Genomic DNA, 25,599 nt, shown 5'->3' on the forward strand with positions numbered 1-25,599 from the left:
ACCGACAAGATTTGCCCGTACGGCGCGGTGTCCAGAGTGGTGCATCGCAAGGCGGAGGAGGAGCTCGTAGCGGAGCTACGAGCGACGACGACAACGCAGCGAGGTGCCGCTCTGGGCGACGCGACGGGGCAAAGATTGGAGGGAGAGGCACGAGGAGGCGTCAACCGGCACGAGCGGTAAACCGTTCGTTAACCTTCAGGCATGCGGGCACTCCTCCTCGTCAATCCCAAGGCGACCTCGACGCACCGGCGTACCCGGGACGTGCTGATCCGGGCACTCGGCGCCGCCGTCGACCTGTCGGTCGAGGAGACGGCCTACCGCGGCCACGCGACCGCGCTCGCGGCGACCGCGCACGCCAAGGGCTTCGACGCGGTGGCGGTCCTCGGCGGCGACGGCACGATCAACGAGACCGTCAACGGACTCCTGGACGCCCGGCCCGGCGGCGGCGCGAGCGAGCGGCCCGCGCTCATCGTGATTCCCGGGGGCAGCGCCAACGTCTTCGCCCGCGCCCTCGGGCTGCCCAACAACCCGGTCGAGGCGACCGGCGCCGTCCTGGAGGCGCTACGCGAAGGACGCCGCCGGACCATCGGTTTGGGACAGGCGATTTGGCATGACGAGGTTTCAGGCCCGGACCCGGGGGCAGATGCGCCACCTGACCAGCAAAGGTCCAGATATTTCACATTTTGCGCTGGGCTGGGATACGACGCCGAGGTCGTCCGAGCCGTGGAGGGCCTGCGGAGCGCGGGGCATCGAGCGCTGCCCGCTCTCTACGTGAGCACGACGGTCCGCCACTTCTTCGTGACGGACCGCCGGCGGCCGGCGATCCGGCTGACGCGTCCCGGCCGGCCGACAGAGGATGGGATCTTCATGGCGATCGTGTCGAACACGTCGCCGTGGACGTACGCCGGCACACGTCCGATCAACCCGACGCCGTGGGCCGGTTTCGAGACGGGGCTCGACATGCTCGGGCTCCGGAGGATGAGCCTGCCGACCGTGCTCGCGCTCGCGCGGCAGATCATCGGCGAACACCGGGGATTGCCGCGCGGTAAACACCTCGTTCAGATCCATGACGAGGCCGAGTTCACCCTCCACGCCTCCCGCCCGGTCGCCTTCCAGCTCGACGGCGACTACCTGGGAGAACACGAGTGGGTGATCTTCCGCGCTATCCCGGACGCGTTACAAGTCCTCGTCTAGCCTGTTACATGTAGTCATAGTGTGACGCATCCGACAGCCACGACGGGCAAAACCTTGTCCCAAACCTCTTGTGTGGTGTTGGTACGGCTGAAAAGCTGAACTACGACGTCGGAACGTAGGACCTTTACGGAGACCACCGCCTCCGTAAGGAGCCCCGGCGATCATGCGGACGAGCCCGGCCCCCACCCTGGATCCGGGTGACCGTTCGCAGCAGCTAGTGAAAGAGTTCACAAAGTTGACGGCCAGAGGAGCCACGGAGGCTCCACTTTACGAAGGAGTGGAACGCATGGACTGGCGCCACCGCGCTGCCTGCCGTGACGTGGACCCCGAACTGTTCTTCCCGATCGGGAACACTGGTCCGGCGCTCATGCAGATCGAAGAGGCCAAGCAGGTATGCCGGCGATGCACGGTCGCCGAGTCCTGTCTCAAGTGGGCCCTCGAGTCGGGTCAGGACGCCGGAGTCTGGGGCGGGCTCAGCGAGGATGAGCGTCGCGCCCTCAAGCGCCGTACGGCTCGCGCCCGCGCCCGCGCCGCCGTCTGACTCCCCCGCCGCACGCGAACGCCTTCGGTGGATGCCTGGAATGGCATTCACCGAATCGCGGGGCATCGCAGCCCGGCCGGGACGGCCGCGTAGCCTCCCGCCCATAGGGCCCTCTGTCCACCAACGCATCGCGTCCACTATGGCATCCCCCACACCGGTCTCGCACAGCGGGACCCCCTGTGGGGCTCCGCGCGGCTCCGAGGCCCCGCGGGAGATCAGCCCGACTGCACCGGGATGCTGAGACTGACCTCGGTGCCCCCGCCCTCTCTCCTGGCCACACCCAGGCGGCCCGACAGCTCGCCCACGACCAGCGTGCGGACGATCTGGAGCCCGAGGCTCCCGGTCGCGTCCAGGTCGAAGTCCTCGGGCAGTCCTCTGCCGTCGTCGGCCACCGTGAACTCCAGCCGGTCGGCGTCCCGGGAGACGACGACCTGGACGTTCCCGGAAGAGTGGGCGAACCCGTGCTCGACCGCGTTCTGCAGCAACTCGGTGAGCACCATGGCGATGGGGGTCGCGACCGCGGCGGGCAGCACGCCGAAGCTGCCGACCCGCTTGATCCCCACCTGCGCGAGCGCCACCTCCGCCGTCATCGCGATGACCCGGTCGGCGATGTCGTCGAACTCGACCATCTCCTCCGGCATCTGGGCGAGGATCTCGTGGACGATCGCGATCGAGCCGACCCGCCGTACGGCCTCGTTCAGCGCCTCCTGACCCTCCGGGTTGTTCAGCCGGCGCGCCTGGAGCCGCAGCAGCGCGGCCACGGTCTGCAGGTTGTTCTTGACCCGGTGATGGATCTCGCGGATCGTCGCGTCCTTGGTGAGCAGTTCCCGCTCGCGCCGCCGCAGCTCGGTCACGTCGCGGATCAGCACCAGCGCGCCGATGCGGCCGCCACCCACGATCAGCGGGATCGCCCGTAGCTGCACGACCGTGCCGCCGTTCTCCACCTCGGTCTCCCGGGGAGCCCGCCCGCTGGCGACGAGCATCAGGTCCTCGTTGATCGGCTCGTCGGAATAGCACAGGTCGGCGGTCGTCTTCCCCAGGTCCGCCCCCACGAGGTCGGCGTGCAGGCCGAGCCTGCGGTAGGCCGACAGCGCGTTGGGCGAGGCGTAGGTGACCCGGCCGGCCTTGTCCAGGCGGAGCAGGCCGTCGCCCACCCGGGGCGACCTGACCAGGATCGGCTCCTCCTCCGCGAAGGGGAACCTGCCCTCGGCGACCATCTGCGCCAGATCGGACGCGCTCTGGAGGTAGGTCAGCTCGAGACGGGACGGAGTTCGCGCCGACGACAGGTTGGTCGAGCGCTGGATGACCCCGATGATCGGGCCGTCCTTGCCGCGCCGCACCGGGATCGTCTCCTCGCGCACCGGAACACCGCTGGACCAGTCGGGGTCGCCCTCCCGGCAGATTCGGTGCTCGGCCCAGGCCACGTCGATCAGCGGCCGCTCGCCGATGGCGATGGACATGCCCACGACGTCGTCGTGGTAGACGGTGGGACCGGTCGTGGGCCGCATCTGGGCCACCGCCACCCACCTCGTGCCGCCCTGGTCGGGAACCCACAGGATGAGGTCGGCGAACGACAGGTCGGCGAGCAGTTGCCAGTCCGAGACCAGCGAGTGGATCCAGTCGACGCCGGCGGAGTCGAGTGCGGTGTGGCGCGACACCAGGTCGCTGAGAGTCGGCACGAGTGCATGATGCGCCGCCGTCCGGGCCGAAAGCGAATCGACCATCGTCACCTGGCAAGATGCACCTCATGACAGGGCCGTTGGACAGACTGCGCGCGGCCGCCGCCGAGCGGGAGGCGGCGGGCCTGCGCCGCACCCTCCGCCCGCGCACGCCCGACCACGATGGCCTGCTCGACCTGGCCTCCAACGACTATCTGGGGCTCTCGCGGGACGAGCGGCTCGTCGAGGCGGCCGTACGGGCCACCCGCGAGTGGGGGGCGGGCTCGACGGGCTCACGTCTGGTCACCGGCTCCACCCGGCTCCACGCCGAGCTGGAGGACCGGCTGGCCGCGTTCACCGGGGCGGCCCGGGCCCTGGTGTTCTCCTCGGGCTACCTCGCCAACCTCGCCGCGGTCGCCGCCCTCGGGCGGGGCGGCCTGATCGTCTCGGACGCCGGCAACCACGCCTCGATCGTGGACGCCTGCCGGCTGTCGCGGTCGCGGGTCGTGGTCACGCCGCACGGGGACGCGGAGGCGGTGGACAAGGCCCTGGCCGAGCGTGCCGAGGAGCACGCCCTCGTCGTCACCGACGCGGTCTTCTCCGTCGACGGCGACCTCGCGCCGCTTCGCGCCCTGCACGAGGCGGCCGTACGGCACGGCGCGCTGCTGGTGGTGGACGAGGCCCACGCGCTCGGCGTGGTGGGCGACCACGGCAGGGGCGCGGTGCACGCGGCGGGCCTCGCCGGGTGTGGGGACATTGTGAGAACCGTCACGTTGTCGAAGTCCCTGGGCTCCCAGGGCGGCGCCGTCCTCGGCGCACCCGAGGTGATCGGCACGCTCGTGGACACCGGCCGGTCGTTCATCTTCGACACCGGCCTCGCACCGGCCTGCGCCGGTGCCGCCATGGCCGCCCTCGATATCCTGGAAAGCAGCGCTGACCTGCCCGGACGTGCCCGGCGGCGGGCCCGGGAGCTGGCCGCGCTGGCCCGCGAGCTCGGCCTGGAGACGACTGAGCCGGCGGCCGCCGTGGTGCCGGTCGTGCTCGGCTCGCCCAGGCTCGCCCTGTCAGCGGGAACCCTGTGTGCGGAACTCGGGGTCCGCGTGGGATGCTTCCGCCCACCATCGGTGCCTCGGGGCCGGTCCTGTCTGCGGTTGACCGCGAGGGCCGATCTGAGGTCCGATGATCTCGCGGTGGTCCGGGGTGCGCTCACCGCTGTGGCCGAGTTGACGATGTTGCCTGAGTTGGGCGATGTGGCCGAGTTGAGGGTGGACAGGTGACGGAGCACAGCGAGGACTCTCCCCGGGTTCCTAAGTACTACGACGTGAAGCGCAGCCTTCTGGAGCTCACCAAGAGCCTGCCCGCGGGCAGCGCGCTCCCGCCCGAGCGCACCCTGGCGGTGCGCTTCGAGACCTCCCGGACGACGGTCCGGCAGGCGCTGTCGGAGCTCGTGGTCGAGGGGAGGCTGCTGCGCATCCAGGGCAAGGGCACGTTCGTCGCCCAGCCCAAGGTCGCCCAGGTCCTCCAGCTCACCTCCTACACGGGTGACCTGCGCACGGTCGGCCTGGAGCCGGACACCAAGATCCTCGACATCAGCTACATCACCGCCGACGAGGCGCTGGGACGGCGGCTGGCCATCAACCCCGGCGGGCGGGTCCTGCGGATCCACCGCCTGCGCCTGGCCAACGGCGAGCCGATGTCCCTCGACACCACGCACCTGTCCGCCCGCAGGTTCCCCCGCCTGCGGCGCGAGCTGGAGGTGCACTCCTCGCTGTACGAGACCCTGCACAACGCCTACAACGTACGGCTGACCGACGCCGAGGAGGTCATCGAGACCGTGCTCGCCACGCCGTACGACGCGCAGGTGCTGGGAGTGGACGTCGGCCTGCCCATGCTGCTGCTGACCCGGCACGCCTTCGACGCCGACGGCAACCCCGTCGAGTACGCCCAGTCGCTCTACCGCGGCGACCGCTACAAGTTCGTCACCCGCCTCCGCCGCCCCTGAGCGGAAAGGCCCTACCCTCCCGGGCATGAGCATTCTCGTTGTGACCGGGACGGACACCGGGGTCGGCAAGACGGTGGTGACGGCCGCGCTCGCCGTGCTGGCCAGGGAGCGGGGCGCGACGGTCGCGGTGGTGAAGCCGGCGCAGACCGGGGTGGCGGCCGGGGAGCCCGGGGACCTCGACGAGGTGATCCGTCTGTCGGGGGTGACGACGACCTTCGAGATGACGCGCTATCCCGACCCGCTCTCCCCCGCCGCCGCGGCCCGGATCTCGGGCCTGCCGCCGCTGTCGCTCGCGTCCGCGACGGCCCGGATCGAGGAGCTGGCCGAGTCGCACCGGCTGGTGCTCGTCGAGGGCGCCGGGGGTCTGCTGGTCCGCTACGACGAGGAGGGCGGCACGCTCGCGGACCTGGCGCGGCGGCTGCACGCCCCTGTCCTCGTGGTGGCGCGCGCCGCGCTGGGCACGCTCAACCACACGGCGCTGACGCTCGAAGCCATGGCGGGCCGGGGCCTCGACCTGGCGGGCGTGGTGATCGGCTCCTGGCCGGCCGATCCGGGGCTCGCCGAGCGGTCGAACGTCGCCGACCTGGAGATGCTCGCCGCCCGGCCGTTGTCGGGCGCGCTGCCGGAGGGCGCGGGCGCGCTCGGCCGGGAGGCGTTCGCCCGCGCCGCCCGCGCCGGACTGAGTCCCGCGCTCGGCGGCATGTTCGACCCGGCCAGATTCCGCTCGACCCTTAAGCTGCCCCTGTGACAGGAGTGCCGCCGAGGACCGACGGGAGTGCCGCGTGAAGACCGACATCCTGGAGATCGCCCGCGTTCAGGTTCTGGACGAGGGCAGGGGCCTCGACGCGGCCCAGGCGCTCGAGTGCCTGACGCTGCCGGACGAGCGCCTGCCCGACCTGCTCGCCCTGGCGCACGAGGTGCGGATGAAGTGGTGCGGTCCCGAGGTCGAGGTGGAGGGGATCGTCTCACTCAAGACCGGCGGCTGCCCGGAGGACTGCCACTTCTGCTCGCAGTCCGGCCAGTTCTCCTCCCCGGTGCGCGCGGCCTGGCTCGACATCCCCTCACTCGTCCGGGCGGCCGTGGAGACGGCCGCGACCGGAGCGACGGAGTTCTGCATCGTCGCGGCCGTACGCGGACCCGACCGGCGGCTGATGGACCAGGTCCGCGAGGGCGTGAAGGCGATCCGCGAGGCGGTCGACATCAACGTGGCCTGCTCGCTCGGCATGCTCACCCAGGCGCAGGTGGACGAACTGGCCGAGATGGGGGTCCACCGCTACAACCACAACCTGGAGACCGCCCGGTCGCACTTCTCCCGTGTGGTCACCACCCACGCCTGGGAGGAGCGCTGGGACACCTGCCTCATGGTCCGGGAGGCGGGCATGGAGCTGTGCTGCGGCGGCATCGTCGGCATGGGAGAGACGCTGGAGCAGCGGGCCGAGTTCGCCGCCCAGCTGGGTGAGCTGGAGCCGGACGAGGTGCCGCTCAACTTCCTCAACCCCCGCCCGGGCACGCCGTTCGCCGACCAGCCGCTCGTCGAGGGCGCCGAGGCGCTGAAGACGATCGCCACGTTCCGCCTCGCCCTGCCGCGCACGATCCTGCGGTACGCCGGGGGCCGCGAGCTGACCCTGGGCGACCTCGGCACGAGGGACGGCATGCTCGGCGGCGTCAACGCGATCATCGTCGGCAACTACCTGACCACGCTGGGCCGCGCGCCCGAGCGCGACCTGGAGCTGCTCGCCGACCTCAAGATGCCCATCAAGGCGCTTTCCCAGACTCTCTGAGAAGGCGTTCTCGAACCTTGGTCGGCCATCGCCGTACGCACGCTGCCCGGGTGGGGTGGCGGCGGCGACCCGGTCCGGCAGGGCGATCCCGGCGGTGCTCTCATGCGCCGAGGCGGCCAGCGCCACCACGGCGATGACCAGGCCCAGCACGTCCGCGGCCAGGCCGCGCTTACGCCCGCGCACTTTCTTGCCCGCGTCCCCGACCCGTGGTGACCGACGGCACCCCGGCCGCCGCGTGCACGCTTTGGGTGTCGAGCACCACCAGGCCCGGGTCGGCTGATCGTCCCCGTTTCTCCCGTGCCTGCCAGCGCGGCAGGTCGTGGATCGTCTGGTCGGTGCCGTCATCGCGCCATTCGGCGAAGTAGTAGTACACCGCGCTGCGGGGCGGCAGGTCGTGGGCCGCCGTTTCAGCCAGGGTGTCCGCTCTTCGCCCTCGGCCAGCCACGGCCCGAGGTCGGTGGTGACGACCACGCCTGGGTGAACGCATAGCCGCGGATGCCGTCTTCGGCCCATCGACGGTCCAGCTCGACAGCGAACAGGACGTTGGCTGTCTTGGACTGGCCGTAGGCGAGCATGCCGTCGTAGCCGGTGGTGAAGTGCGGGTCGTCCCAGCGGATGTCGGACAGGCGATGGCCGCCGGACGTCACGTTGACCACACGGGCGCCGTGGGCGGCGCAGGGCGGGCAGCAAGCCCAGAGTCAGCTGGAAGTGGCCGAGATGGTTGGTCGCGAACTGCCATTCGTAGCCGCGCGCGTCTCGAACCAGTTCGCCGCCCATGATGCCGGCGTTGTTGATGAGGACGTGGAGCGGGCGGCCGGAGTCGAGATACCGGGCGGCGAAGGCGTCGATCGATGCCGGGTCGAGGAGGTCGAGCCGGCCGGTCTCGACGTGCTCGATCCCGGCCAGCGCGGCCGTGGCGCGGTCCGGGTTGCGTGCGGCCACGGTGACCGACGCGCCGGCCTTGTTGAGCGCACGGGTGGTCTCCAGACCGATCCCGCGGTGGCCGCCGGTGACGACGACGCTCGTGCCGGTCAGGTCGATGCCCCGGAGCACGTCGTCGGCCGTCGACGCCGCGGTGAAGCCGGATCCGATGGGACGTTGCCGCTGTGCGATGTCCTGAGTCATGGTCATCACCCTGCCCCCACCCGTCCGTACTCTGAATAGTTGCCAGTCCGTGTTTCTTGCGCGAGAGTACGAAAATGGTCGTTGATCAATTGTCTGAGGTCTTCGACCTCGTCGAGATCCGCGGACTGCTGTCCGGTGGGTTCGCGGTGCGGGGCCCGTGGGTGTCGCGCGCCGTCGTCCACGACCCGCTGAAGCTCATCGCGGTGGTGTGCGGCCGGGCCCGCCTGACCGCCGACGGCATCGGCGGCCCGATCGGGCTCGAGCCGGGCGACGTCGCGATCCTGAACAACCGGTCGTGGCTGGAGCTCCGGGGCGGCACCGGCGACGGTCCGCCCCGCGAGGTCATGCCCGAGGAGAACGATCCCTCCATTCACATCACCGGTGCCGACCTCGGGACCGACGACGTCGTCATCGGCGGCCGCGTCGACCTCAACCCGGCCGGTCGGGCGCTGCTGCTACAGGCGCTTCCGCCGGTGGCGCATGTCCGGGCGTCCGCCGCCACGGCGACCAACCTGCGCGGCTGTCTCGACCGGCTGTTCCACGAGGCGGCCGGCAACCGCATCGGCTCGGCGTTCGCGCTCCGGCAGTACGGCCAGCTCCTGCTGCTGGAGGTGCTGCGGGCCTATGTCGAGCAGGCCCAGCTCCCCTCGGGATGGCTGCGGGCGCTGACCGACGAACGTCTGCGTCCGGCGCTCACCCTGATGCACACGGAGCCGGGACGACCCTGGCGGCTGGACGAGCTGGCGCATGCCGCCGCGATGTCGCGGACGTCGTTCGCCGAACGCTTCCGTACCGTGGCCGGCATGCCGCCGCTGACCTACCTCAACCGCTGGCGGATGCTGCTGGCGCAGCGTGCTCTCCGTGACGGCGACGTCCGCATCGGGTCGCTCGCCTCCGATCTGGGATTCTCCTCGGAAAGCGCGTTCAGCACCGCGTTCAAACGCGCCGTGGGCGAGTCACCGCTGCGCTACCGCCACCGCGTGCGCAACCAGCTGTCCGCCCGCACCGGGTCTTGACCCATGTGACGCCCCTGACCGGGCATGAGCGGTACCGGCCAGCGGACGTCTTGGAGATGGCCGTGCGCCGTCCACCAGTCCGGCGTCACTTCCGCGAACCCTCCGCTAATCTGTATACAGATATGGATACTTTCTGGAGGTAGCCAGTGACGCATCTTGTCGGTGCCGCTGAACTGCTGGGATTCGCTACCGCCGCCGCCGAGGCCCACGGGGTTCCCGCCGCGCACGCCCGCCTGCTCGCCGACACCTTGGTGACCGCCGAGCTGTGGGGACATCCCTCTCACGGCATGCTGCGACTGCCGTGGTACCTGGACCGCATAGAGAGCGGAGCCACGGTGGCCGCTGCCGATCCGGGCATCGTCACCGACCACGGTGCCGTGCTGGTCCTCGACGGCAAGAACGGGCTCGGGCAGGTGGTCGCCGATCGAGCTGTCGGGCTGGGCGTCGAGCGTGCTCGACGCCATGGGATCGCCGCGGTCGCAGCGCGGAACTCAGGGCATTTCGGAACCGCCGCCTACTTCACCCGCAGGGCCGCCCAGGAAGGGTGCGTGGCGCTGCTGGCGACCAACGCCAGTCCCGCCATGGCACCCTGGGGAGGACGGGAGAAGCGGATAGGCACCAACCCCTGGTCGATCGCCGCTCCCGGCGGCCGGTACGGCACCGTCGTGATGGACATCGCCAACACGGCGGTGGCGCGCGGCAAGATCTATCACGCCAGGGAACGCGGAGAGCCCATCCCCGAAGGCTGGGCGGCCGATCCCGACGGGGTGCCGACGACCGACCCGAGCCGGGCGATCGAGGGCTTGATCCTCCCCATGGCGGGACACAAGGGATACGCCATCTCCTTCATGTTCGACGTCCTGACGGGGGTGCTGACCGGCAGCGCCTTCGGCACCTCGGTGGTGGGCCCCTACGCCCGGCACGGTCGCAGCGGCTGTGGCCACCTGCTGATCTGCATCGACATCCGTTCGATGGCCGACCCAGGCGACTTCGAACGCCGCATGGAGGCGTTGATCCAGGAGACCAAGGCCACCCCTGCGGCTCCCGGCGTCATGGAGATCTTCGTACCGGGTGAGCCGGAAATCCGGACCGCTGAACGCCTGAGAAGCGAGGGCATCACGGTGGCCGAGGAAACCTGGCAGGCGCTGGACCGCCTCGCCCGGCGCGCCGGAGTGTCACTGCCCGTGCCCCTCTCTCCCGCCATTCCCACGACCTGAACGGAGCCGACCGCCGTGTGTTCCCAGCCCGGAACGCCCCATCTGCTCATCCACCCCGACGAGGTCGAACGCTTCGACCGCGGTGGCGGCGTGGCGACCATTCCCTACGTCGGCAAGTGGAACTCCGGCCAAGCCGGGTTCACCACCGGTCAAACAGTCTTCCAGCCCGGCACTGGGCTTCCCTTGCACAGCCATAACGTCGAGGAGTCGGTGCTGATCCTGGAGGGTGCGGCCACCGCGGAGATCGACGGCAGCACGTACGACCTGGATCCGGGCGACGCCACCTGGGTCCCTGCGGGCGTCCCGCACCGCTTCCTCAACCGCGGCGCGGGGATCATGCGGATCTACTGGGTCTACGGCGGCAGGGATGTGACGCGGACCATCACCGCCACCGGCGAGACCTTCGAGCACCTCTCGGAGCGCGACAGGGGAGGGGCTCTCACCGCATGAACGGCATCCGAAGCCGGGAGATCCGCATCGTCAACCCCGCCACCGGCATGCTGGTGACGACGTACGAAGGCTGGGGGCCGGACCGTGTCGAGGAAGCGACGGAGCGCGCCGCCGCGGCGGCCCAGACCTGGTCCGGAGTGCCGGTGAGCGAACGCGCCGCGCGCGTCGGACGGCTCGCCCGCACGCTGCGCGAACGCAAGGAGCACCTCGCCCGGCTGATCGTGGAGGAGATGGGCAAGCCCGTCGTCGAGGCGGAGGCAGAGATGGACAAGTCGGCGCTCACGGCCGACTACTACGCACAGGAAGGCCCAGGGATCCTCGCCGACGAGCGTGTGCAGGTCGGGTCCGCGCAAACCTGGGTGGCTTATGAGCCTGTCGGGCTGGTTCTGGCGGTCATGCCATGGAACTTCCCGGTCTGGCAGGCGATGCGCTTTATCATCCCCTCACTGGTGGCGGGGAACGGCGTCCTGCTCAAGCACGCGCCCAACGTGACCGGGTGCGCGCTGGCTCTCCAGGACGTCCTGCTCCAGGCGGGCTTCCCCGAGCATCTCGTCACGGCTCTGGTCATCGCCGAGAGCGACGTTCCCGAGGTCACCGCCTCCTTGATCGCCGACGACCGGATCGCCGCCGTCACCCTGACCGGCAGCAACCAGGCCGGCTCCCAGGTCGGGGCGGCGGCCGGACGGGCCGTCAAGAAGTCCGTGCTGGAACTCGGCGGCTCCGATGCCTTCGTCGTCCTCGACGACGCGGACGTCCAAGCCGCCGCGGAGGCGGCCGTGAAGGCGCGGTTCACCAACTCGGGGCAGAGCTGCGTCTGCGCCAAGCGCTTCATCGTCCACGCCTCCGTGGCCGATGAGTTCACCGCGACCTTCGTCAAGGGTGTCGAAGCGCTGCGGGTCGGAGATCCGCGCGATCCGGGCACGCAGATCGGGCCGCTCGCTCGCGACGACCTGCGGGCGGCGATCCACCGGCAGGTGGAACAGTCCGTCGCCGCCGGGGCCCGCCTGCTCATCGGCGGTGCGCCGGTACCGGGCGACGGCTTCTACTACCGGCCCACCGTGCTGGCGGGCGCCGGCCCGGGCATGGCCGCCTTCGACGAGGAGACCTTCGGGCCGCTGGCGGCCATCGCCGTCGCCCAGGACGCCGACGAGGCCGTCAGGCTGGCGAACGCCACGCCGTACGGGCTGGGGCTCAGCGTCTGGACCATGTCCACGAGGCGCGGGATCGACTTCGCCCGGCGGGTCACCAGCGGCGCGGCCTTCGTCAACGCGGTCGTCGCCTCAGATCCGCGGCTGCCGTTCGGCGGCACCAAGCGCAGCGGGTACGGGCGCGAGCTCGCTTCCGCCGGGATCCGGGAGTTCACCAACACGCGAACCTACTGGGCAAGCGTCGCGTAGTAGAGATTCGGCGTTCGAGGGGCTCGTGCTGCCCGGCACCTCGGGGCAGCACGAGCCCCTCATGCTCTTCTGCTGCTCTCACCCTGGGAAAATCGCTGCTCCACGGCTATACAAATCTGAATCCACTGATGTATACATGCCAACATGTTTCCGTTGTGTTGAGAGGAGATGACCATGTTGGTCATCCTGGGTTTCGCGACGATCGCCACGTTCCTCTACCTGATCATGAGCAAGCGCGTCGTACCCATCGCCGCCCTGATCCTGGTACCGCTGTTCTTCGGCCTGCTGGCCGGCGGAGGAGTGGGTCTCGCCGACGACATCGTGACGTCCCTCAAGGACGTCGCGCCGACCGCCGCGCTGCTGTTCTTCGCGATCATCTTCTTCGGGATCATGATCGACGTGGGCCTCTTCGACCCCCTGATCAAGGCCATCCTGAGACTGGTCCACAACGATCCGGTACGGCTCGTCGTCGGTACCGCCCTGCTGACCTCCATCGTCTCCCTGGACGGCGACGGCTCCACGACCTTCATCATCGTCACCTCCGCCTTCCTGCCGATCTACCTGCGGCTCGGCATGAGCCCCGTCGTGCTCACCTGCGTCACCGCCACGGCCAACGGAACGCTGAACACCGTCCCCTGGGGCGGCTCGACGGCGCGGGCCGCGGCCGCGCTCAAGGTCTCTCCGATCGACATCTTCGTGCCCATGATCCCCGCGATCGTCGCCGGCCTGGCCGGCACTCTGGTCCTCGCCTACCTGCTCGGCCGTGGAGAGCGCCGCCGGCTGGGCCAGGTCGCGCTGCGTGCGGGCGTGCTGAGCAGGGCGGCGGCCTCGGCGGCCGCGGCCGCCGAGGTCCCGAACTCGACCGCCACGGCCACCCTCTCGGGACAGGGCACCACCGCAGCAGAGCCCGCCTCCACGGACGACTCGCCGGTCATCACCGCTGAGGGGCACCTCACCCGGCCCAACGCCCGGCCCAGGCTGCTGTGGATCAACCTCGCTCTCACCCTGTCCGTGATGGTGCTCCTGGTGGAGGGCACTGTCGAACCCCCAGCCATCTTCTTCGTCGCCGTGGCGATCGCGCTCGTGCTGAACTTCCCCCGCGTGGCCGAGCAGTCGCGGCAGTTCCAGGCCCACGCGTCCAGCGTTGTCAGCGTGGTGGGGATGGTCTTCGCCGCTACCGTTCTCACCGGTGTGCTCAGCAGCAGCGGCATGGTGGCGGCGATGGCCGGCTGGCTGGTGGGCGTCATCCCCGCCTCGCTGGGCTCGCACTTCCCCGTCATCACCGGGCTGCTCTCCATCCCGATGACGTTCTTCACGAGCAACGACGCCTTCTACTTCGGCATGCTGCCGGTCCTCAACGAAACGGCCGCGCATTTCGGGATCAGCGCCGTGGACATGGCCCGCGCCTCTCTCGTGGGTCAGCCGTTGCACCAGTCCAGCCCGATCGTGGCCTCCTTCCTGCTGCTCGTGGGGCTCGCCAAGGTCGAGCTCGGCGAGCACCACCGCAGGACGATTTGGCGCGCCGTCATCGTGGGGCTCATCATGCTGGCGGTGGGCGGGCTGACCTTCGCCTTCCCCATCTGAGGAGTGCCCGGCTGCCTCCCGGGCTGTATCCAGGGCAATATGCTGGCTCCTGACGCCGAGCAAGCCTTTGACCGACCCGTAGGAGACAGGACGATCCATGAGCCGAGGCAAGGCCGAAGCCGTCTACATGCAGCTGAAGGAGCAGATCCAGACGCTTGAGCTCACCCCCGGGACGAAGCTGAGCGAGGTACTCATCGCCGAGCAGGTCGGCGCGTCGCGCACGCCGGTGCGGGAAGCGATCCGCCGACTGGCCCGCGAAGGACTGGTACGGTTCCGTCCCGGCGAGGTCGCCCAGGTCGCGCCCATCTCGCTGCGTGGGGTACGGGCCCTGTTCGAGTTCCGGATGATCCTGGAACCCGCAGCGGCGCGCATGGTGACCCTCGACGGCATCCGGCAGCCGGAGCTCCTGAAGCCGTTCCGGGAGATCTCAGCGGAACTGGACGAGATCACCGAGCTGCTCGACACCGCCGGCCGGGAAGAGGTCGCGCCGCGCTTCTACCGGCTGACCGAGCAGTTCGACCAGGCGGTGATCGCTGCCTGTCACAACGAGCCGCTGGCCACGACGATCGCCGACCAGCGCGGGCAGTCCGCCCGCCTGCGCCGGATCGCTCAGTCCGAGCCGACCCGGCTCCGCGCGTCCCTGGCCGAGCATCGACGTATGTGCGAGGCGATTCTCAACGGTGATCCGGACGGCGCCGCACGCGAGCAGAGCAATCACCTGGCCGAGAGCCTTGACACCATCATTCGGGGGCTGACCAGCTCGATCGCGAGCACCAGCGATCTGGACATCGAGATCCTGCCCTCGGCCTAGCGGCGGCCGTGAGCACGTCACGGTGCGATGGAGGGCGCTTGGTTGACGTGACGCGTCGTGACCGGCCGGACGGGCAGGCCCCGCAGCAGGAGGAACAGCTTGGCCGTCTCCTCGATCTCCTCCAGCGCGTCCACGGCCTCGGACAGGGTGGAGCCGGCGGCGACAGGTCCGTGGTTGCCGAGCAGGAGGGCGCGGTGCGCGCGGGCGGCGCTCTCGGCGAGCGGCCCGAGCGCGTCGTCCCCCGGAGCGTGGTAAGGCAGCAGCGGAAGGCGTCCGACCCGCATGACGAAGTAGGCGGTGAGCGGCGGGAGGACGTTGTCCGGGTCGACGTCCGCGAGACACGACACAGCGGCGGAATAGGTGGAATGGGTGTGAACCACCGCAGTCGCTTCGGGCCGCGCGCGGAAGACGGCGAGGTGCAGAAACGCTTCCTTGGACGGTTTCCGGCCCCCAAGATGTGAGCCGTCCAGATCGATGACCGCGAGGTCGTCGGCGCGAACGCTCCCGAGGCTGCTCCCTGTGGGAGTGATGAGGACACGGTCCCCTGCCCGGACGCTGATGTTCCCGGTACGCCCGTGCGTCAACGACCGCTGGAAGAGCGAGTGGGCGGCCGCCACCAGCTCCTCGCGGAGATCCGGCTCGCTCATGCCTTCCCCGCCGTCCCGGTGACGGCGCGGGCCAGCAGCTGGACGTCGCCGAAGTTCCCCGACTTCAGCAGGAGCTGGATCGGCTGCTCGCCCCCGGTCACGATCCAGGGCACCCCGGGCGCCTCCTCGTCCCCGACCATCCCGCCGGTGATCCGGAGGGCGTTGACCACCGCGCCCGACGACTCGCCGCCTGCGACCACGAAGCGTCGCACGCTGCGTTCCCGCAGGCCCCTGGCGACGAGTCCGAGAGCTTCTTCCAGGATCGCCGAAGCCCGCTCCCTGCCCAGCTCCGACTGTGTGCGACGCAGCTCGTCAGGGGGCTGGGAGGAGTGAAAGAGTGGCGCCACGTCCGGCCGGACGTCGTCGTACCAGGCCAGTGCGCGGGCCGCGAGCGCCGACGGATTCGGCTCGGCGGTCGCGTCCAGCCGGAACGCGGGGTGGCCGCGGCCCGTCATGTGCCCGATCTGCTCCAGCGTCCGAGCCGAGCAGCTCCCCGCCAGAACGGCAGCGGGGCCCGCCACTGGCAGGTGGGTGGCCGGGCGCTGGTCCGGCTCGCGTCCGAGCCGACGGGCGTGAGCCGCGCCCAGACCCGCCGCGAGTCCGGCCGCTCCGGTCACCAGGACGTCGTCCGCACAGGCCGCACCGATCGTCAGTACGTCCCGCTCCGTGACGGCGTCCACCAGAATGTAGCTGTTTCCCGCCTCATGGGCACGGGCGAGGGCATCGGCCGTCGCCGCCACCCCCTCCTCGACGTCACGGCGGGGCACCAGACCGACCCGCCGCCGGGTCTGGGCCGCCAGCACCCGGGGAAGGAAGGCGTCGGTCATCGGCGTCAGCGGGTGCTCCCGCATGGACGACTCGGAGAGCAGCACCTGGTCCACGAAAAGGTGACCCATGTACTGGGTGCGCAGGTGTCTCGGGGAGGCGGGTACGAACACCGCTCGCGGAGCGCCGAGCGCGTCGAAGAGCGCGTCGGCGACCGGCCCGATGTTGCCGTCGGGCCGGGAGTCGAACGTCGAACAGTATTTGAAGAAGATCTGCGTTGCACCCCACCGTCGCAGCCGGTCGAGCGCCTCCAGCGACCGCGTCACGGCCTCGGCGGGCGCGATCGTGCGCGTCTTCAGGGCGACAACGACGACATCGCATCCCGCGAGGGCGGCCACGCCGTCGGGTGAGCCGCTGTCGGGTGAACGGAAGAGAATCGCGGTACGCAGGTTGGCGCCACGGAACGCCACCGCGACATCCGTAGCGCCCGTGTAGTCGTCGGCGATGACCCCGATCATGTGTCGGCTCCAGCGAATGTCCGGGCGAGCAGATCCGCCGTGAGGCCAGGACCCGTGAGCACAGGCACCGTGACGGCTCCGCGCACCACCGGTCCGGCGGGGGCGAGCGAGTACTGGCCGAGGACGATCACGTCATGCCCGGTCGTGGCGCCCTCGATCGCCGCCAGGACGCTTCTGGTCAACGCGTCCTCGTCACCGCGGCGGGCGGCCTCGGCGGCACCGTCGGCGACAACCCCGGCGATCGTGACGTCCGGACCGGCTGCCCGCCGCAGGCGTTCCCGGGAGTCGGCCAGCGGCCCGGCCGCCGGGGAGACGAGCAGGACGTTGCGACAGCCTCCGGCGACGACCGCGGCGACGAGGGCGTCGTCCGGTCCCAGCACCGGCACCTCGACCGGCCCGCCGGCGACCTCGTGCGCGACGCCCGCGTAGAGGGAACACGTGAGCACGACCGCGTCGGCGCCCTCCACGACGGCGTGGTCGATCAGCCGCCGCATCCGCCGCGCCAGCCGCGGCGTGACCCCGCCGTCGGCCGCCGCGTCCTCCATTAGGCGGTCGTCGATGAGATTCCACACGCGGACCATCGGCAGCCTCTCCCGCAACGCACGATCGATCGGCGCGATCGCCGCGGGAACGGCGCTGATCAGGGCGATCAGCGGTTCGGGAACGTGACCTCTCACTCTCGGGTCCTTCTGCTCGATCCGGCCGGTATCACTGGTCGGCGAGGAAGCGGGTCACCGCCGTGGCGACGTCCGAGGTGGATGCCGTTCCGCCGAGATCCCGGGCTCTGGTCGCGGGCTCGGCCAGGGCCGTGTCCACCGCTCGTTCGATCGCGTGCGCGGCCTTCCCGAAGGACGGATCGCCGGTGCGGTCGCCCCACCAGGCGAGAAGGAGCGCACTGGAGAGGATCAGACCGGTCGGGTTCGCGATGCCGTGCCCGGCGATATCGGGGGCGGATCCGTGTCCCGCGTTCGCCGCGGCGTGGTCCGTGCCGACGTTCAGGGCTCCGGCCAGGCCCAGCCCGCCGGCCAGTGCGGCCGCCTCGTTGGAGAGGATGTCGCCGAACATGTTGCTGGTGAGGATCACGTCGTACCGCTCGGGCCGCAGGTAGAGATCGGCTGCCATCGCGTCGACGTCCACCTCACGCAGCTCGACACCGGGATGGCGGGCGGCGACCTCCTCCACCGCGTCCATGAAGAGCCCGTCGGTCATCTGCATCACGTGTCGTTTCCCGACGAAGGCGACGCGGCCTGCGCGTTTGGCGGCCTGCTGGAAAGCGACCTCGGCGATGCGCGCCGAAGCACGCCTCGTGATCAGCCGCAGGGACATCGCGGAATCAGCGGTGGGCCGGAACTCACCGTAACCTGCGAAAAGATTGCGATCGGCGTAGAAGCCCTCGGTGTTCTCCCGGACGATCAGCACATCGAGCCCCGCACGGCTCAACGGGACACCAGCCCGGCACCGGGACGGCCGCAGGTTCGCGAACAGATCGAGGCGCTTGCGGATCGTCCCGGGGATGTTCACCCCGCCTTCGGCCACCGGCGGGTAGGCCGACATCCCCGCCGGGCCGAGCACGACACCGTCGGCCTTCAGGCATGCGTCGATCACCGGGTCAGGGAGCGTGGTCCCGTTCCTGCGGAGTGACGCCACTCCGACTTCGTGGACGTCGAACTCCAGGCCGAGACCGAAACGCTTGTCCGCGGCCTCCAGAACTTCCCTCGCCGCCTCGCTGATCTCAGGGCCGATGTCGTCACCCGGAAGCAATGCGATCTTCACTCGGTCTCCTCGCCTCAATGCCACACCATGCCGTCTCGACCAGAAGGACTGGAGCGAGTTCGACATTCAGTACGGTACTCTGCGCTGTATACTGAAGCAAGTGAAGGATGACGAGCAGAAAGGTCCAGCCGAGATGTACGCGGTGTGGGTGGAGGTCCAGGTCCGGCCGGGCAAGCTGCGACAGTTCATGACGGCGATCGAGGAGAACGCCCGCCGCTCGGTCGCCGACGAGCCTGGCTGCTACTTCTTCGACGTCATCGAGCTGGATCGCCAGGAACAACGTTTCGCGTTCTACGAGATCTACCGCGACCGCTCGGCCTTCGCCGAGGAGCACCGGTCCACCCCTCACTACGCGGCCTGGCGCTCCACGGCCGGGGAAGTGATCGTGCCCGGCACTCACGTGAACACCGAGGGAGTCCGCTTGTTCGGAGCGACGGCCGTGACGGGGCACGAGACGATGTAGAGAAACGACCGGCGGCTTCGACCTCACGGCGAGTGGGCCCGCATCGGGTGCCGCCAGGACAAGGAAGGCGAAGCACGGTGACCAAGGTGACGGCGCAGCTGTCGGTGTCCCTGGACGGCTGCCAAAGCCGATCGAGCTGACGCCGACCAGAGTCGTCCACACCCCTGACGTCACGCACGTGCGTTGCGCGGTCAACGGCCACGCCGCACCACGGCCGCCGGCACCTCAGCGATTTTCGGGAAGCACCCCGGCTGCAGGACCGTCTGAGGCTCTCGTCCGCGGCGGCCCTCCGGTGCCGGAGGGCCGCCGCGGCACATTCGCTGGAATCCCAGCCTGCCCGTGCGGAGTAGCCGCGACGGCACCGGGCATCAGCGGGGGTGACCGACGTTCTCCTGTGGCTGGAGGGCATTGGCCGTCCCTCTGTTCCGAAGGGAGTGTTGAAGAAGTGCTGCCCGTCGCGAGCGGGATCCAGACGGATGCGTCGCAAGGCGGAGAAGGAGCTCGTAGCCGGAGGCTACGGGCGACGACGACCCCGGGCCCCGCGGAAAGTCCGAACCTGCGAGGAGTTCTCGTGGGTGGGGCAACGCCGCGAGACGCCGTCTGGGCCACGCGTAGCAGGGCATGACTTTTGAAACACGACCAAAGTGACCGACTGGTAGGTTTCACCCTATGGAGTCCCCCAAACACGCAGGCGACATCGCCGTCGCCGTCTCCCAGGCCTACGGCGTGGACACGATGTTCACGCTGTCCGGTGGGCACGTCTTCCCCTTGTACGACGGGGCCGTCCATCAGAACATGCGCATCCTGGACGTGCGCCACGAGCAGAGCGCGGTGTTCGCGGCCGAGGCGACGGCCCGGCTGACCCGCAAGCCCGGCCTCGCCGTGCTCACGGCCGGCCCCGGCGTCACCAACGGCGTCTCGGGGGTCGCGACCGCCCATTTCAACGGCTCCCCGGTCGTCGTACTCGGCGGACGCGCCCCGCGCTCACGCTGGGGCTCCGGGGCGCTGCAGGAGATGGACCATCCACCACTGTTCGAGCCCATCACCAAGCTCGCCTTCACCGGATCGGGCGCGGACTCCATCGGGCAGGACGTCGAGATGGCCTTCCGGACCGCCCTGGCCCCGCATCGCGGCCCGGTGTTCCTGGACGTTCACATGGACGACCTGTTCTCCCCGTCGCCCGAGTACGTCTCGGAGACGCTGACCCCGTCGCCGCTGGAGCCCGACCCGGAGGCGCTCGCCGGCATCGCCAGGCTGCTCGCCGAGGCCGAGCGCCCGGTGCTGGTGCTGGGCTCGGACGTGTGGATGGAGCGCGCCGAGGAGGCCGCGCGGGACTTCGCCGAGGAGTGGCGCCTGCCCGTCGTCCCCAACGGCCAGGGCCGGGGCATCCTCCCGGCCGGACACGAACTGCTGGTCACCCGCGCCCGGGGCGTCGCCTTCGGCCAGGCCGACCTCGTCATCGTGGTCGGCACGCCGCTCGACTTCCGGCTCGCGTACGGCTGGTTCGGCGGCAAGGAGGGCGCGCCGCTCGCCAGGGTCGTCCACATCGCCGACGCGCCCTCCCAGCTCGCCACGCACACCGGCCTGTCCGGCTCGGCCGCCGGCGACCTGTCGGTCGTCTTCTGGGGGCTGTCCGCGGCCTGCGGGACCGCCGGGGTGAACCCCAAGGCGTACGAGCCGTGGGTGAGCAGGCTGAGCGAAGCCGCGGCGGCGGCGACCGCCGGGGACGCCGCCCTGCTGGAGTCGGACGCCGACCCGATCCACCCGATGCGCATCTACGGCGAGCTGAACAAGGTGCTCGCCGACGACGCGGTCGTCATCGGCGACGGCGGCGACTTCGTCTCCTACGCCGGCAAGTACGTCGAGCCGCGCCGGCCGGGCAACTGGCTCGACCCCGGCCCGTACGGCTGCCTCGGCACCGGGCTCGGCTACTCCATCGCCGCACGTCTGGCGAGGCCGTCGTCGCAGGTCGTGCTGCTGCTCGGCGACGGCGCGGCGGGCTTTTCGCTGATGGACGTCGACACGCTGGTCCGCCACCGCCTGCCGGTCGTCATGATCTGCGGCAACAACGGCATGTGGGGTCTGGAGAAGCACCCCATGCAGATGCTGTACGGCTACGACGTGGCGGCCGAGCTCCAGCCGCAGTGCCGCTACGACCAGGTCGTGACGGCGCTCGGCGGCGGCGGGGAGCTCGTCACCTCGCCGGCGGAGATCGGCCCGGCGCTGCGCCGCGCCTTCGACTCCGGTGTGCCCTATCTGGTGAACATCGCCACCGACCCGGCGATCGCCTACCCGCGCAACACGACCGGAGTGTGACCTCGCGTGCGGCTCCGCCCGCGGCACCCGGGCGGAGCCCCGCGGTTCTTGCCGAGCCGCGGGACCGGTGCGGCGACGCCACCCGTGAAGGCCCTGCCCCTCGCGGGACTCAGGACGCCACGGGAGTGCGGGTCGGGTCCGGGCTGGGTGACGAACTGGGCGACGGGGACGGGCACGTCTTCTTCACCGTGAACGTAACCGTCGTGCCCTCCTTCACGAGCGTGTTCGCCGCCGGTTTCTGGCTGACGACCACTCCCTTACACTCCTCCGGGCCCTCGTAGGAGGGTTTCGGAGTGAGGCCCAGCATGTTGAGCCGCGCCAGCGCGGAGCTCTCGGGCAGGTTCTTGAGCTGGGGCACCTTGATCATGCCCTCGGTCGAGCTCGGCGAGGGCGTCGGGGAGGCGGTGTGGCTCGGCGTCGGGCTGGGAGTCGGGCTCGGCGTGGGGCTCGGCTTCCTCTTGGGCGGGCTGGACCGCGTCACCGGAATCTTCGTGGGAGGCGTGCTGGGTCGTCTGCTCCGCTCGGGCGACGGACTGGGCGACGAGGTGACCACGTTCAGGGACGGAGCGGGCGACTCGGGGGTCGTGGACCCGGCCGAGGCCATGTTGATGCCGAGGACGGCCAGACCGCCGACGACGGCGAACCCCGCCACTCCGGCCGCGACCGGCATCCCGCGGCCTTTCCTGGACCGCTGCGCCGCGCGCCGCGCCGTACGTGAGCCCTGCTGCGGGGAGGCCACGGTCGCCGGCGGCACGGCCGGGGCGTCGTTCCAGGACTCTCGGGTGACGCGGTAGGTGGCGCCGGTGGCGGGGACGGCCTCCGGCCCACCCGGGTAGGGGGCTGCCTGGGTGAGCGGGCCCGTGGGCGGAGGCGGGGTCCCCATGCCCGTGACGGGCGGGGCCGCGGTGACGCCCTGCGGGCCGTACCCTGCTCCTGCCAGGCCCTCCGGGCCATAGGTGGGCGAGGCCGTGCTGGGCATCCCGGCACCAGGGGGCAACACCGACTGCCGGGCCGCCTGGCTCATCGCGGCGGCGGACGGCCAGCGGCGGGCCGGGTCCTTCGACATTGCCCGTTCGACGACGGCCCGGACGGCGGGCGGCACGTCCGGCGGCAGCGGCGGCGGCTCCTCGCGGATGTGCTTGAGCGCGATCGTCACCGGCGAGTCGCCGTCGAAGGGACGCTGCCCGGCCAGGCACTCGTACGCCACCACGCCCAGCGCGTAGATGTCGACGGCGGGCGTGACCGGAGCGCCCTCGGCCTGCTCCGGCGCGCAGTAGGCCGCGGTGCCGAGCACCATTCCGGCGTCGGTGAGCCGGCTGCCCTGGTCGGCGCGGGCGATCCCGAAGTCGGTCAGCACCAGCGTGCCGTCGGAGCGCACCAGCAGGTTGCCCGGTTTGACGTCCCGGTGCACGATCCCCCGCTCGTGCACGGCCTGGAGGGCGGAGGCGGCCTGGGCGATGAGCTCCATCGCGGGCTCGGCGCCGATGCGGCCGAGGCGGGTCAGCAGGCGGTCGAGGGGCTCGCCGTCGACGAACCGCATGACCAGGTAGGCGGTGGAGCCGTCGCCGGGGACCTCGGTGACGCCGTAGTCGTAGACGTCGACGACGCCGGGGTGGTTGACGGTCGCCATCGCCCGGGCCTCGCCCTGGAAGCGCACGGCGAATCCGGGGTCGTCGAGACGACCGGGGAGAAGCACCTTGACGGCGACGGTGCGCGCGAGGACGGTGTCCTCGCCGCGCCATACCTCGCCCATGCCCCCGGCGCCGAGCCGGGCGTCCAACCGGTAACGCCCAGCCAGGGTCATGCCTTGGGCCACCATTTGCGCCCCGTACCCCCTAAGTCAATCGACCCCCGAAGGTGTCCAACAAAGCAGGTTCGTGTCGCGGGTAGATAACGACAAGTTTACGGAACCCTGTATGCGTAAGGGATCCAGGCTCGGGGGTCGGAAGTCGAGCCTACCTGTTATCCGCCCGTACTACCGTGCACCGAGCACCGTGCCGTCCAGTTCCTGGGCGTGATCTGGACGACCATGCGGCGGCGGCAGTGCGGGCAGTAACGCGGTGGCTCCATCGCCCTGGCGGCCAGGCAGGCCGCGTGATCACCGTTTCCGGCCGGACGGCCGCAGTGATCGCAGTAGAGGTCCACAGTGCACCACCCTAACCGCTGCCCCGCCTCCGCCGCCCGGAAAGCATCATGGAGTCCCCGCTGCCAATTAAGACGCTTCACGGCCCCCTTTAGTTGCCTGGCAATCTCCATGGGCATCGGGGAATGGCGACCCAATAGGCTGGCGCGCATGAGTGTTGCTCCAGGTCTGCGCGCCGAGGTCCTCATCATGGTGGAGCGCGAGGACACGGCGATCCGGGTCGGCAGCGGCGACGTGCCGGTGCTGGGCACGCCGCGGCTGCTGTCGTTCGCCGAGGGAGCCACGGTCAAGGCCGTCCAGCATCACCTGGAGCCCGGGCAGACCACGGTGGGGACCAGGGTGCTGATCGAGCACCGTCTGCCCAGCCCGGTCGGGATGCACGTCGAGATCGGCGTCGAACTCACGGAGGTGGACGGCAGGCGGCTCGTCTTCTCCGTCAGGGCCGTCGACAAGACCGGCGCCCTGGTCGCCACGGGCACGATCGAGCGGGTCGTGGTCGACCGGGAACGGTTCCTCTCCCGTCTGTGAACGTCTGGCCCGCTCTACTCGATGACGGCGATGACGTCTCCCTCCTGGACGACGTCGCCCTCCTGCACGTGGAGCTTCGAGACGGTCCCGGCGTCCTCGGCGAGGACGGGGATCTCCATCTTCATCGACTCCAGGATCACAAGGGTGTCGCCCTCCTCGACGACCTCACCCTCGCTCACAACGATCTTCCAGACGTTCGCCACCATCTCGGCGCGCACCTCGGCCACGCGGGAACTCCCCTCAAATAATCCAACAGATCAAGCTTTTCTCATCCGGGAGACCAGCCCGGTGTCGTAGTCCCCGCTCACGAACTCGGGGTGGTCGAGCAACTCGGCGCAGAACGGCAGGTTGTGCTTCGGGCCCTCGATCCGGAACGCGGCGACGGCCTCCCGGCCCCGCTCCAGCGCCTCCTCGCGGGTGGCGCCGGCGACGCAGAGCTTGGCCATCAGCGGATCGTAGAACGGCGTGACGGTGTTGCCCGCCGCGTATCCCGAATCGATGCGCACCCCCTCGCCCGCCGGTTCCTCCCATACACCGATCTTGCCAGGGCCGGGCAGGAACCTGCGGGGGTCCTCGGCGTAGACACGGAACTCGATCGCGTGGCCGCCCACCCGCGGCTCGACGGAGTAGACCTCACCGGCCGCGACACGGATCTGGTGCTCCACCAGGTCGAGACCGGTGACCAGTTCGGTGACGGGGTGCTCCACCTGGAGGCGGGTGTTCATCTCCAGGAAGACGAAGTCCTGGGCGTCCGCGTCCACCAGGCACTCCACCGTGCCCGCGCCGCGATACGACACGGCCTCCCCCGCCCGTACGGCCGCCGCGAGCATCCGCTCGCGCAGTTCCTGGGTCACTCCGGGGGACGGGCTCTCCTCCACGACCTTCTGGTGGCGCCGCTGAACCGAGCAGTCCCGCTCGCCCAGGGCGACCACGGTGCCGTCGGCGAGGCCGAGGATCTGCACCTCGACGTGTCTGGCCCGCTCGATGTAGCGCTCCAGCAGGATGGCCGGCTCGCCGCCGAAGCGGGCGGCCGCCCGGCAGGCCTGCTCGAACGCCTTGGCCAGCGACTCGTCGTCGCGCGCCACGCCCATACCGATCCCGCCGCCCCCGCCGGCCGCCTTCACCATCACGGGGTATCCGATCTCCGCGGCGGCCCGCTCGGCCTGCGCGAGGTCGGACACCGGCTGCCTGGTCCCGGCGGCGACGGGCACGCCCGCGGCCTCCATCAGGTTGCGGGCGTTGATCTTGTCGCCCATCTGCTCGATGGCCTTGGGATCCGGGCCGATCCAGACGAGGCCGGCATCGATCACCGCACGGGCGAACGCGGCGTTCTCCGCGAGGAACCCGTATCCGGGGTGAACCGCCCGCGCTCCCGTCGTACGGGCGGCCTGGAGGACCTTGTCGATGTCGAGATAGCTCTGGGCCGGATTCGCGGGGCCGAGGAGCACGGCGTCGTCGGCCTCACGCACGAACGGCAGATCGGCGTCCGCCTCGGAGTGGACCGCGACGGCGCGCAGCCCCATGCCCCGCACCGTACGGATGATCCGGCGGGCGATTTCACCACGGTTGGCGACGAGAACTGAGTCGAACACGCAGCCAACTCTAGGATGATCCCCCGCTCCGTCCCCCCGACCGTTCCGACTGAACGCGGGGGCCGAATCTGTAGGGTC

At 70.4% G+C, this 25,599-nt stretch carries 26 protein-coding genes and 1 pseudogene; 15 read left to right on the forward strand and 12 right to left on the reverse strand.

The window, feature by feature from the left end:
• The first annotated feature begins 201 nt into the window (after positions 1–201).
• A complete protein-coding gene (locus IL992_RS41065; protein WP_193208691.1) occupies positions 202–1,194 on the forward strand; it encodes a diacylglycerol/lipid kinase family protein in 993 nt (330 codons plus the stop codon).
• A gap of 286 nt (positions 1,195–1,480) precedes the next feature.
• Positions 1,481–1,735, forward strand: a complete 255-nt coding sequence (locus tag IL992_RS41070; protein WP_030511444.1) for a WhiB family transcriptional regulator — start codon at positions 1,481–1,483, stop codon at positions 1,733–1,735.
• A gap of 215 nt (positions 1,736–1,950) precedes the next feature.
• On the opposite strand, the gene IL992_RS41075 is transcribed toward IL992_RS41070, so the two are convergent.
• Positions 1,951–3,414, reverse strand: coding sequence for a sensor histidine kinase (locus IL992_RS41075; protein WP_193208692.1), 1,464 nt, complete (start codon positions 3,412–3,414; stop codon positions 1,951–1,953).
• A gap of 68 nt (positions 3,415–3,482) precedes the next feature.
• Between IL992_RS41075 and IL992_RS41080 the strand changes: the two genes are divergently transcribed.
• From IL992_RS41080 to bioB, 4 genes are read left to right on the forward strand one after another with little or no spacing between them, the layout of a single operon-like run.
• Entirely contained in the window at positions 3,483–4,670 is a 1,188-nt protein-coding gene (locus IL992_RS41080) for an 8-amino-7-oxononanoate synthase (protein ID WP_193208693.1), read from the forward strand.
• The gene (locus IL992_RS41085; protein WP_193208694.1) at positions 4,667–5,395 is read left to right on the forward strand and encodes a GntR family transcriptional regulator; all 729 of its coding nucleotides are present in this window, start codon (positions 4,667–4,669) and stop codon (positions 5,393–5,395) included. The genes IL992_RS41080 and IL992_RS41085 overlap by 4 nt, the downstream gene beginning before the upstream one ends.
• 25 nt (positions 5,396–5,420) lie before the next feature.
• The gene (gene bioD / locus IL992_RS41090; RefSeq protein ID WP_193208695.1) at positions 5,421–6,143 is read left to right on the forward strand and encodes a dethiobiotin synthase; all 723 of its coding nucleotides are present in this window, start codon (positions 5,421–5,423) and stop codon (positions 6,141–6,143) included.
• Positions 6,144–6,177: 34 nt separating this feature from the next.
• Entirely contained in the window at positions 6,178–7,176 is a 999-nt protein-coding gene (bioB, locus tag IL992_RS41095; RefSeq protein WP_193208696.1) for a biotin synthase BioB, read from the forward strand.
• A 169-nt stretch (positions 7,177–7,345) separates the two neighbouring features.
• On the opposite strand, the gene IL992_RS41100 is transcribed toward bioB, so the two are convergent.
• The 3 genes and pseudogenes from IL992_RS41100 to IL992_RS49160 all read right to left on the reverse strand — a co-directional run.
• Entirely contained in the window at positions 7,346–7,621 is a 276-nt protein-coding gene (locus IL992_RS41100) for a hypothetical protein (RefSeq protein ID WP_193208697.1), read from the reverse strand.
• Positions 7,584–7,832 carry a hypothetical protein gene (locus IL992_RS47200; RefSeq protein WP_226874721.1) on the reverse strand — a complete coding sequence of 83 codons (249 nt, stop codon included), beginning with the start codon at positions 7,830–7,832 and terminating at the stop codon, positions 7,584–7,586. The genes IL992_RS41100 and IL992_RS47200 overlap by 38 nt, the downstream gene beginning before the upstream one ends.
• A 76-nt stretch (positions 7,833–7,908) precedes the next feature.
• A pseudogene (locus IL992_RS49160) lies at positions 7,909–8,307 on the reverse strand (SDR family NAD(P)-dependent oxidoreductase); the annotation flags it as partial.
• A 68-nt stretch (positions 8,308–8,375) separates the two neighbouring features.
• On the opposite strand from IL992_RS49160, the gene IL992_RS41110 reads away from it, so the two are divergent.
• The 6 genes from IL992_RS41110 to IL992_RS41135 all read left to right on the forward strand — a co-directional run bounded on the left by IL992_RS41110 (position 8,376) and on the right by IL992_RS41135 (position 14,776).
• Positions 8,376–9,317: an AraC family transcriptional regulator gene (locus IL992_RS41110; protein WP_193208698.1), complete on the forward strand. Its 942-nt coding sequence runs from the start codon at positions 8,376–8,378 to the stop codon at positions 9,315–9,317.
• 146 nt (positions 9,318–9,463) lie between these two features.
• The gene (locus IL992_RS41115; RefSeq protein WP_193208699.1) at positions 9,464–10,534 is read left to right on the forward strand and encodes an Ldh family oxidoreductase; all 1,071 of its coding nucleotides are present in this window, start codon (positions 9,464–9,466) and stop codon (positions 10,532–10,534) included.
• A gap of 15 nt (positions 10,535–10,549) precedes the next feature.
• Complete coding sequence (locus tag IL992_RS41120) at positions 10,550–10,984, forward strand: cupin domain-containing protein (RefSeq protein ID WP_193208700.1); 435 nt, start codon at positions 10,550–10,552, stop codon at positions 10,982–10,984.
• On the forward strand, positions 10,981–12,381 hold the full coding sequence (locus tag IL992_RS41125) for an NAD-dependent succinate-semialdehyde dehydrogenase (RefSeq protein WP_193208701.1): 1,401 nt from the start codon (positions 10,981–10,983) through the stop codon (positions 12,379–12,381). The genes IL992_RS41120 and IL992_RS41125 overlap by 4 nt, the downstream gene beginning before the upstream one ends.
• 174 nt (positions 12,382–12,555) lie before the next feature.
• Positions 12,556–13,965 (forward strand): CitMHS family transporter, encoded by a 1,410-nt coding sequence (locus IL992_RS41130; protein ID WP_193208702.1) that lies wholly within the window; start codon positions 12,556–12,558, stop codon positions 13,963–13,965.
• Positions 13,966–14,062: 97 nt separating this feature from the next.
• Entirely contained in the window at positions 14,063–14,776 is a 714-nt protein-coding gene (locus tag IL992_RS41135) for a GntR family transcriptional regulator (RefSeq protein WP_193208703.1), read from the forward strand.
• A gap of 17 nt (positions 14,777–14,793) precedes the next feature.
• On the opposite strand, the gene otnC is transcribed toward IL992_RS41135, so the two are convergent.
• The 4 genes from otnC to IL992_RS41155 are packed head-to-tail and all read right to left on the reverse strand — an operon-like array spanning position 14,794 to position 18,479.
• Complete coding sequence (otnC, locus tag IL992_RS41140; protein WP_193208704.1) at positions 14,794–15,423, reverse strand: 3-oxo-tetronate 4-phosphate decarboxylase; 630 nt, start codon at positions 15,421–15,423, stop codon at positions 14,794–14,796.
• Positions 15,420–16,706, reverse strand: a complete 1,287-nt coding sequence (gene otnK, locus IL992_RS41145; protein WP_193208705.1) for a 3-oxo-tetronate kinase — start codon at positions 16,704–16,706, stop codon at positions 15,420–15,422. Before otnK ends, otnC begins: the two co-directional genes overlap by 4 nt.
• The gene (locus IL992_RS41150) at positions 16,703–17,383 is read right to left on the reverse strand and encodes a hypothetical protein (protein WP_193208706.1); all 681 of its coding nucleotides are present in this window, start codon (positions 17,381–17,383) and stop codon (positions 16,703–16,705) included. The genes otnK and IL992_RS41150 overlap by 4 nt, the downstream gene beginning before the upstream one ends.
• Positions 17,384–17,414: 31 nt before the next feature.
• Complete coding sequence (locus IL992_RS41155; protein ID WP_319019154.1) at positions 17,415–18,479, reverse strand: isocitrate/isopropylmalate dehydrogenase family protein; 1,065 nt, start codon at positions 18,477–18,479, stop codon at positions 17,415–17,417.
• A 100-nt stretch (positions 18,480–18,579) separates the two neighbouring features.
• On the opposite strand from IL992_RS41155, the gene IL992_RS41160 reads away from it, so the two are divergent.
• A complete protein-coding gene (locus IL992_RS41160) occupies positions 18,580–18,942 on the forward strand; it encodes a putative quinol monooxygenase (RefSeq protein ID WP_319019155.1) in 363 nt (120 codons plus the stop codon).
• 669 nt (positions 18,943–19,611) lie between these two features.
• Positions 19,612–21,258 carry an acetolactate synthase gene (locus IL992_RS41165; RefSeq protein WP_193208708.1) on the forward strand — a complete coding sequence of 549 codons (1,647 nt, stop codon included), beginning with the start codon at positions 19,612–19,614 and terminating at the stop codon, positions 21,256–21,258.
• A gap of 109 nt (positions 21,259–21,367) precedes the next feature.
• Here the strand turns inward: IL992_RS41165 and IL992_RS41170 are convergent, their stop codons facing one another.
• Together IL992_RS41170 and bsaP are read right to left on the reverse strand one after the other, a co-directional pair.
• Entirely contained in the window at positions 21,368–23,062 is a 1,695-nt protein-coding gene (locus IL992_RS41170; protein ID WP_226874722.1) for a serine/threonine-protein kinase, read from the reverse strand.
• A 158-nt stretch (positions 23,063–23,220) separates the two neighbouring features.
• Entirely contained in the window at positions 23,221–23,592 is a 372-nt protein-coding gene (gene bsaP / locus IL992_RS49290) for a biotin synthase auxiliary protein BsaP (RefSeq protein WP_449843677.1), read from the reverse strand.
• On the opposite strand from bsaP, the gene IL992_RS41175 reads away from it, so the two are divergent.
• Entirely contained in the window at positions 23,552–23,929 is a 378-nt protein-coding gene (locus IL992_RS41175; RefSeq protein ID WP_079316282.1) for a thioesterase family protein, read from the forward strand. The genes bsaP and IL992_RS41175 overlap by 41 nt on opposite strands.
• A 14-nt stretch (positions 23,930–23,943) precedes the next feature.
• On the opposite strand, the gene IL992_RS41180 is transcribed toward IL992_RS41175, so the two are convergent.
• On the reverse strand, positions 23,944–24,156 hold the full coding sequence (locus tag IL992_RS41180; RefSeq protein ID WP_142565693.1) for a biotin/lipoyl-binding carrier protein: 213 nt from the start codon (positions 24,154–24,156) through the stop codon (positions 23,944–23,946).
• 30 nt (positions 24,157–24,186) lie between these two features.
• Positions 24,187–25,521 carry an acetyl-CoA carboxylase biotin carboxylase subunit gene (locus IL992_RS41185; RefSeq protein WP_193208710.1) on the reverse strand — a complete coding sequence of 445 codons (1,335 nt, stop codon included), beginning with the start codon at positions 25,519–25,521 and terminating at the stop codon, positions 24,187–24,189.
• Between the last annotated feature and the right edge of the window lie 78 nt (positions 25,522–25,599).

Source organism: Microbispora sitophila, from assembly GCF_014892245.1.
Taxonomy (GTDB): domain Bacteria; phylum Actinomycetota; class Actinomycetes; order Streptosporangiales; family Streptosporangiaceae; genus Microbispora; species Microbispora siamensis.

Bases quoted from the DNA above. Each gene is read 5' to 3' on its own strand.
- IL992_RS41065 (WP_193208691.1), top strand. From the start codon at position 202: ATGCGGGCACTCCTCCTCGTCAATCCCAAGGCGACCTCGACGCACCGG.
- IL992_RS41070 (WP_030511444.1), top strand. From the start codon at position 1,481: ATGGACTGGCGCCACCGCGCTGCCTGCCGTGACGTGGACCCCGAACTG.
- IL992_RS41080 (WP_193208693.1), top strand. From the start codon at position 3,483: ATGACAGGGCCGTTGGACAGACTGCGCGCGGCCGCCGCCGAGCGGGAG.
- bioD (WP_193208695.1), top strand. From the start codon at position 5,421: ATGAGCATTCTCGTTGTGACCGGGACGGACACCGGGGTCGGCAAGACG.
- IL992_RS41110 (WP_193208698.1), top strand. From the start codon at position 8,376: ATGGTCGTTGATCAATTGTCTGAGGTCTTCGACCTCGTCGAGATCCGC.
- IL992_RS41125 (WP_193208701.1), top strand. From the start codon at position 10,981: ATGAACGGCATCCGAAGCCGGGAGATCCGCATCGTCAACCCCGCCACC.
- IL992_RS41130 (WP_193208702.1), top strand. From the start codon at position 12,556: ATGTTGGTCATCCTGGGTTTCGCGACGATCGCCACGTTCCTCTACCTG.
- IL992_RS41135 (WP_193208703.1), top strand. From the start codon at position 14,063: ATGAGCCGAGGCAAGGCCGAAGCCGTCTACATGCAGCTGAAGGAGCAG.
- otnC (WP_193208704.1), bottom strand. From the start codon at position 15,423: ATGAGCGAGCCGGATCTCCGCGAGGAGCTGGTGGCGGCCGCCCACTCG.
- otnK (WP_193208705.1), bottom strand. From the start codon at position 16,706: ATGATCGGGGTCATCGCCGACGACTACACGGGCGCTACGGATGTCGCG.
- IL992_RS41165 (WP_193208708.1), top strand. From the start codon at position 19,612: ATGGAGTCCCCCAAACACGCAGGCGACATCGCCGTCGCCGTCTCCCAG.
- IL992_RS41170 (WP_226874722.1), bottom strand. From the start codon at position 23,062: ATGACCCTGGCTGGGCGTTACCGGTTGGACGCCCGGCTCGGCGCCGGG.
- IL992_RS41175 (WP_079316282.1), top strand. From the start codon at position 23,552: ATGAGTGTTGCTCCAGGTCTGCGCGCCGAGGTCCTCATCATGGTGGAG.
- bsaP (WP_449843677.1), bottom strand. From the start codon at position 23,592: ATGATGAGGACCTCGGCGCGCAGACCTGGAGCAACACTCATGCGCGCC.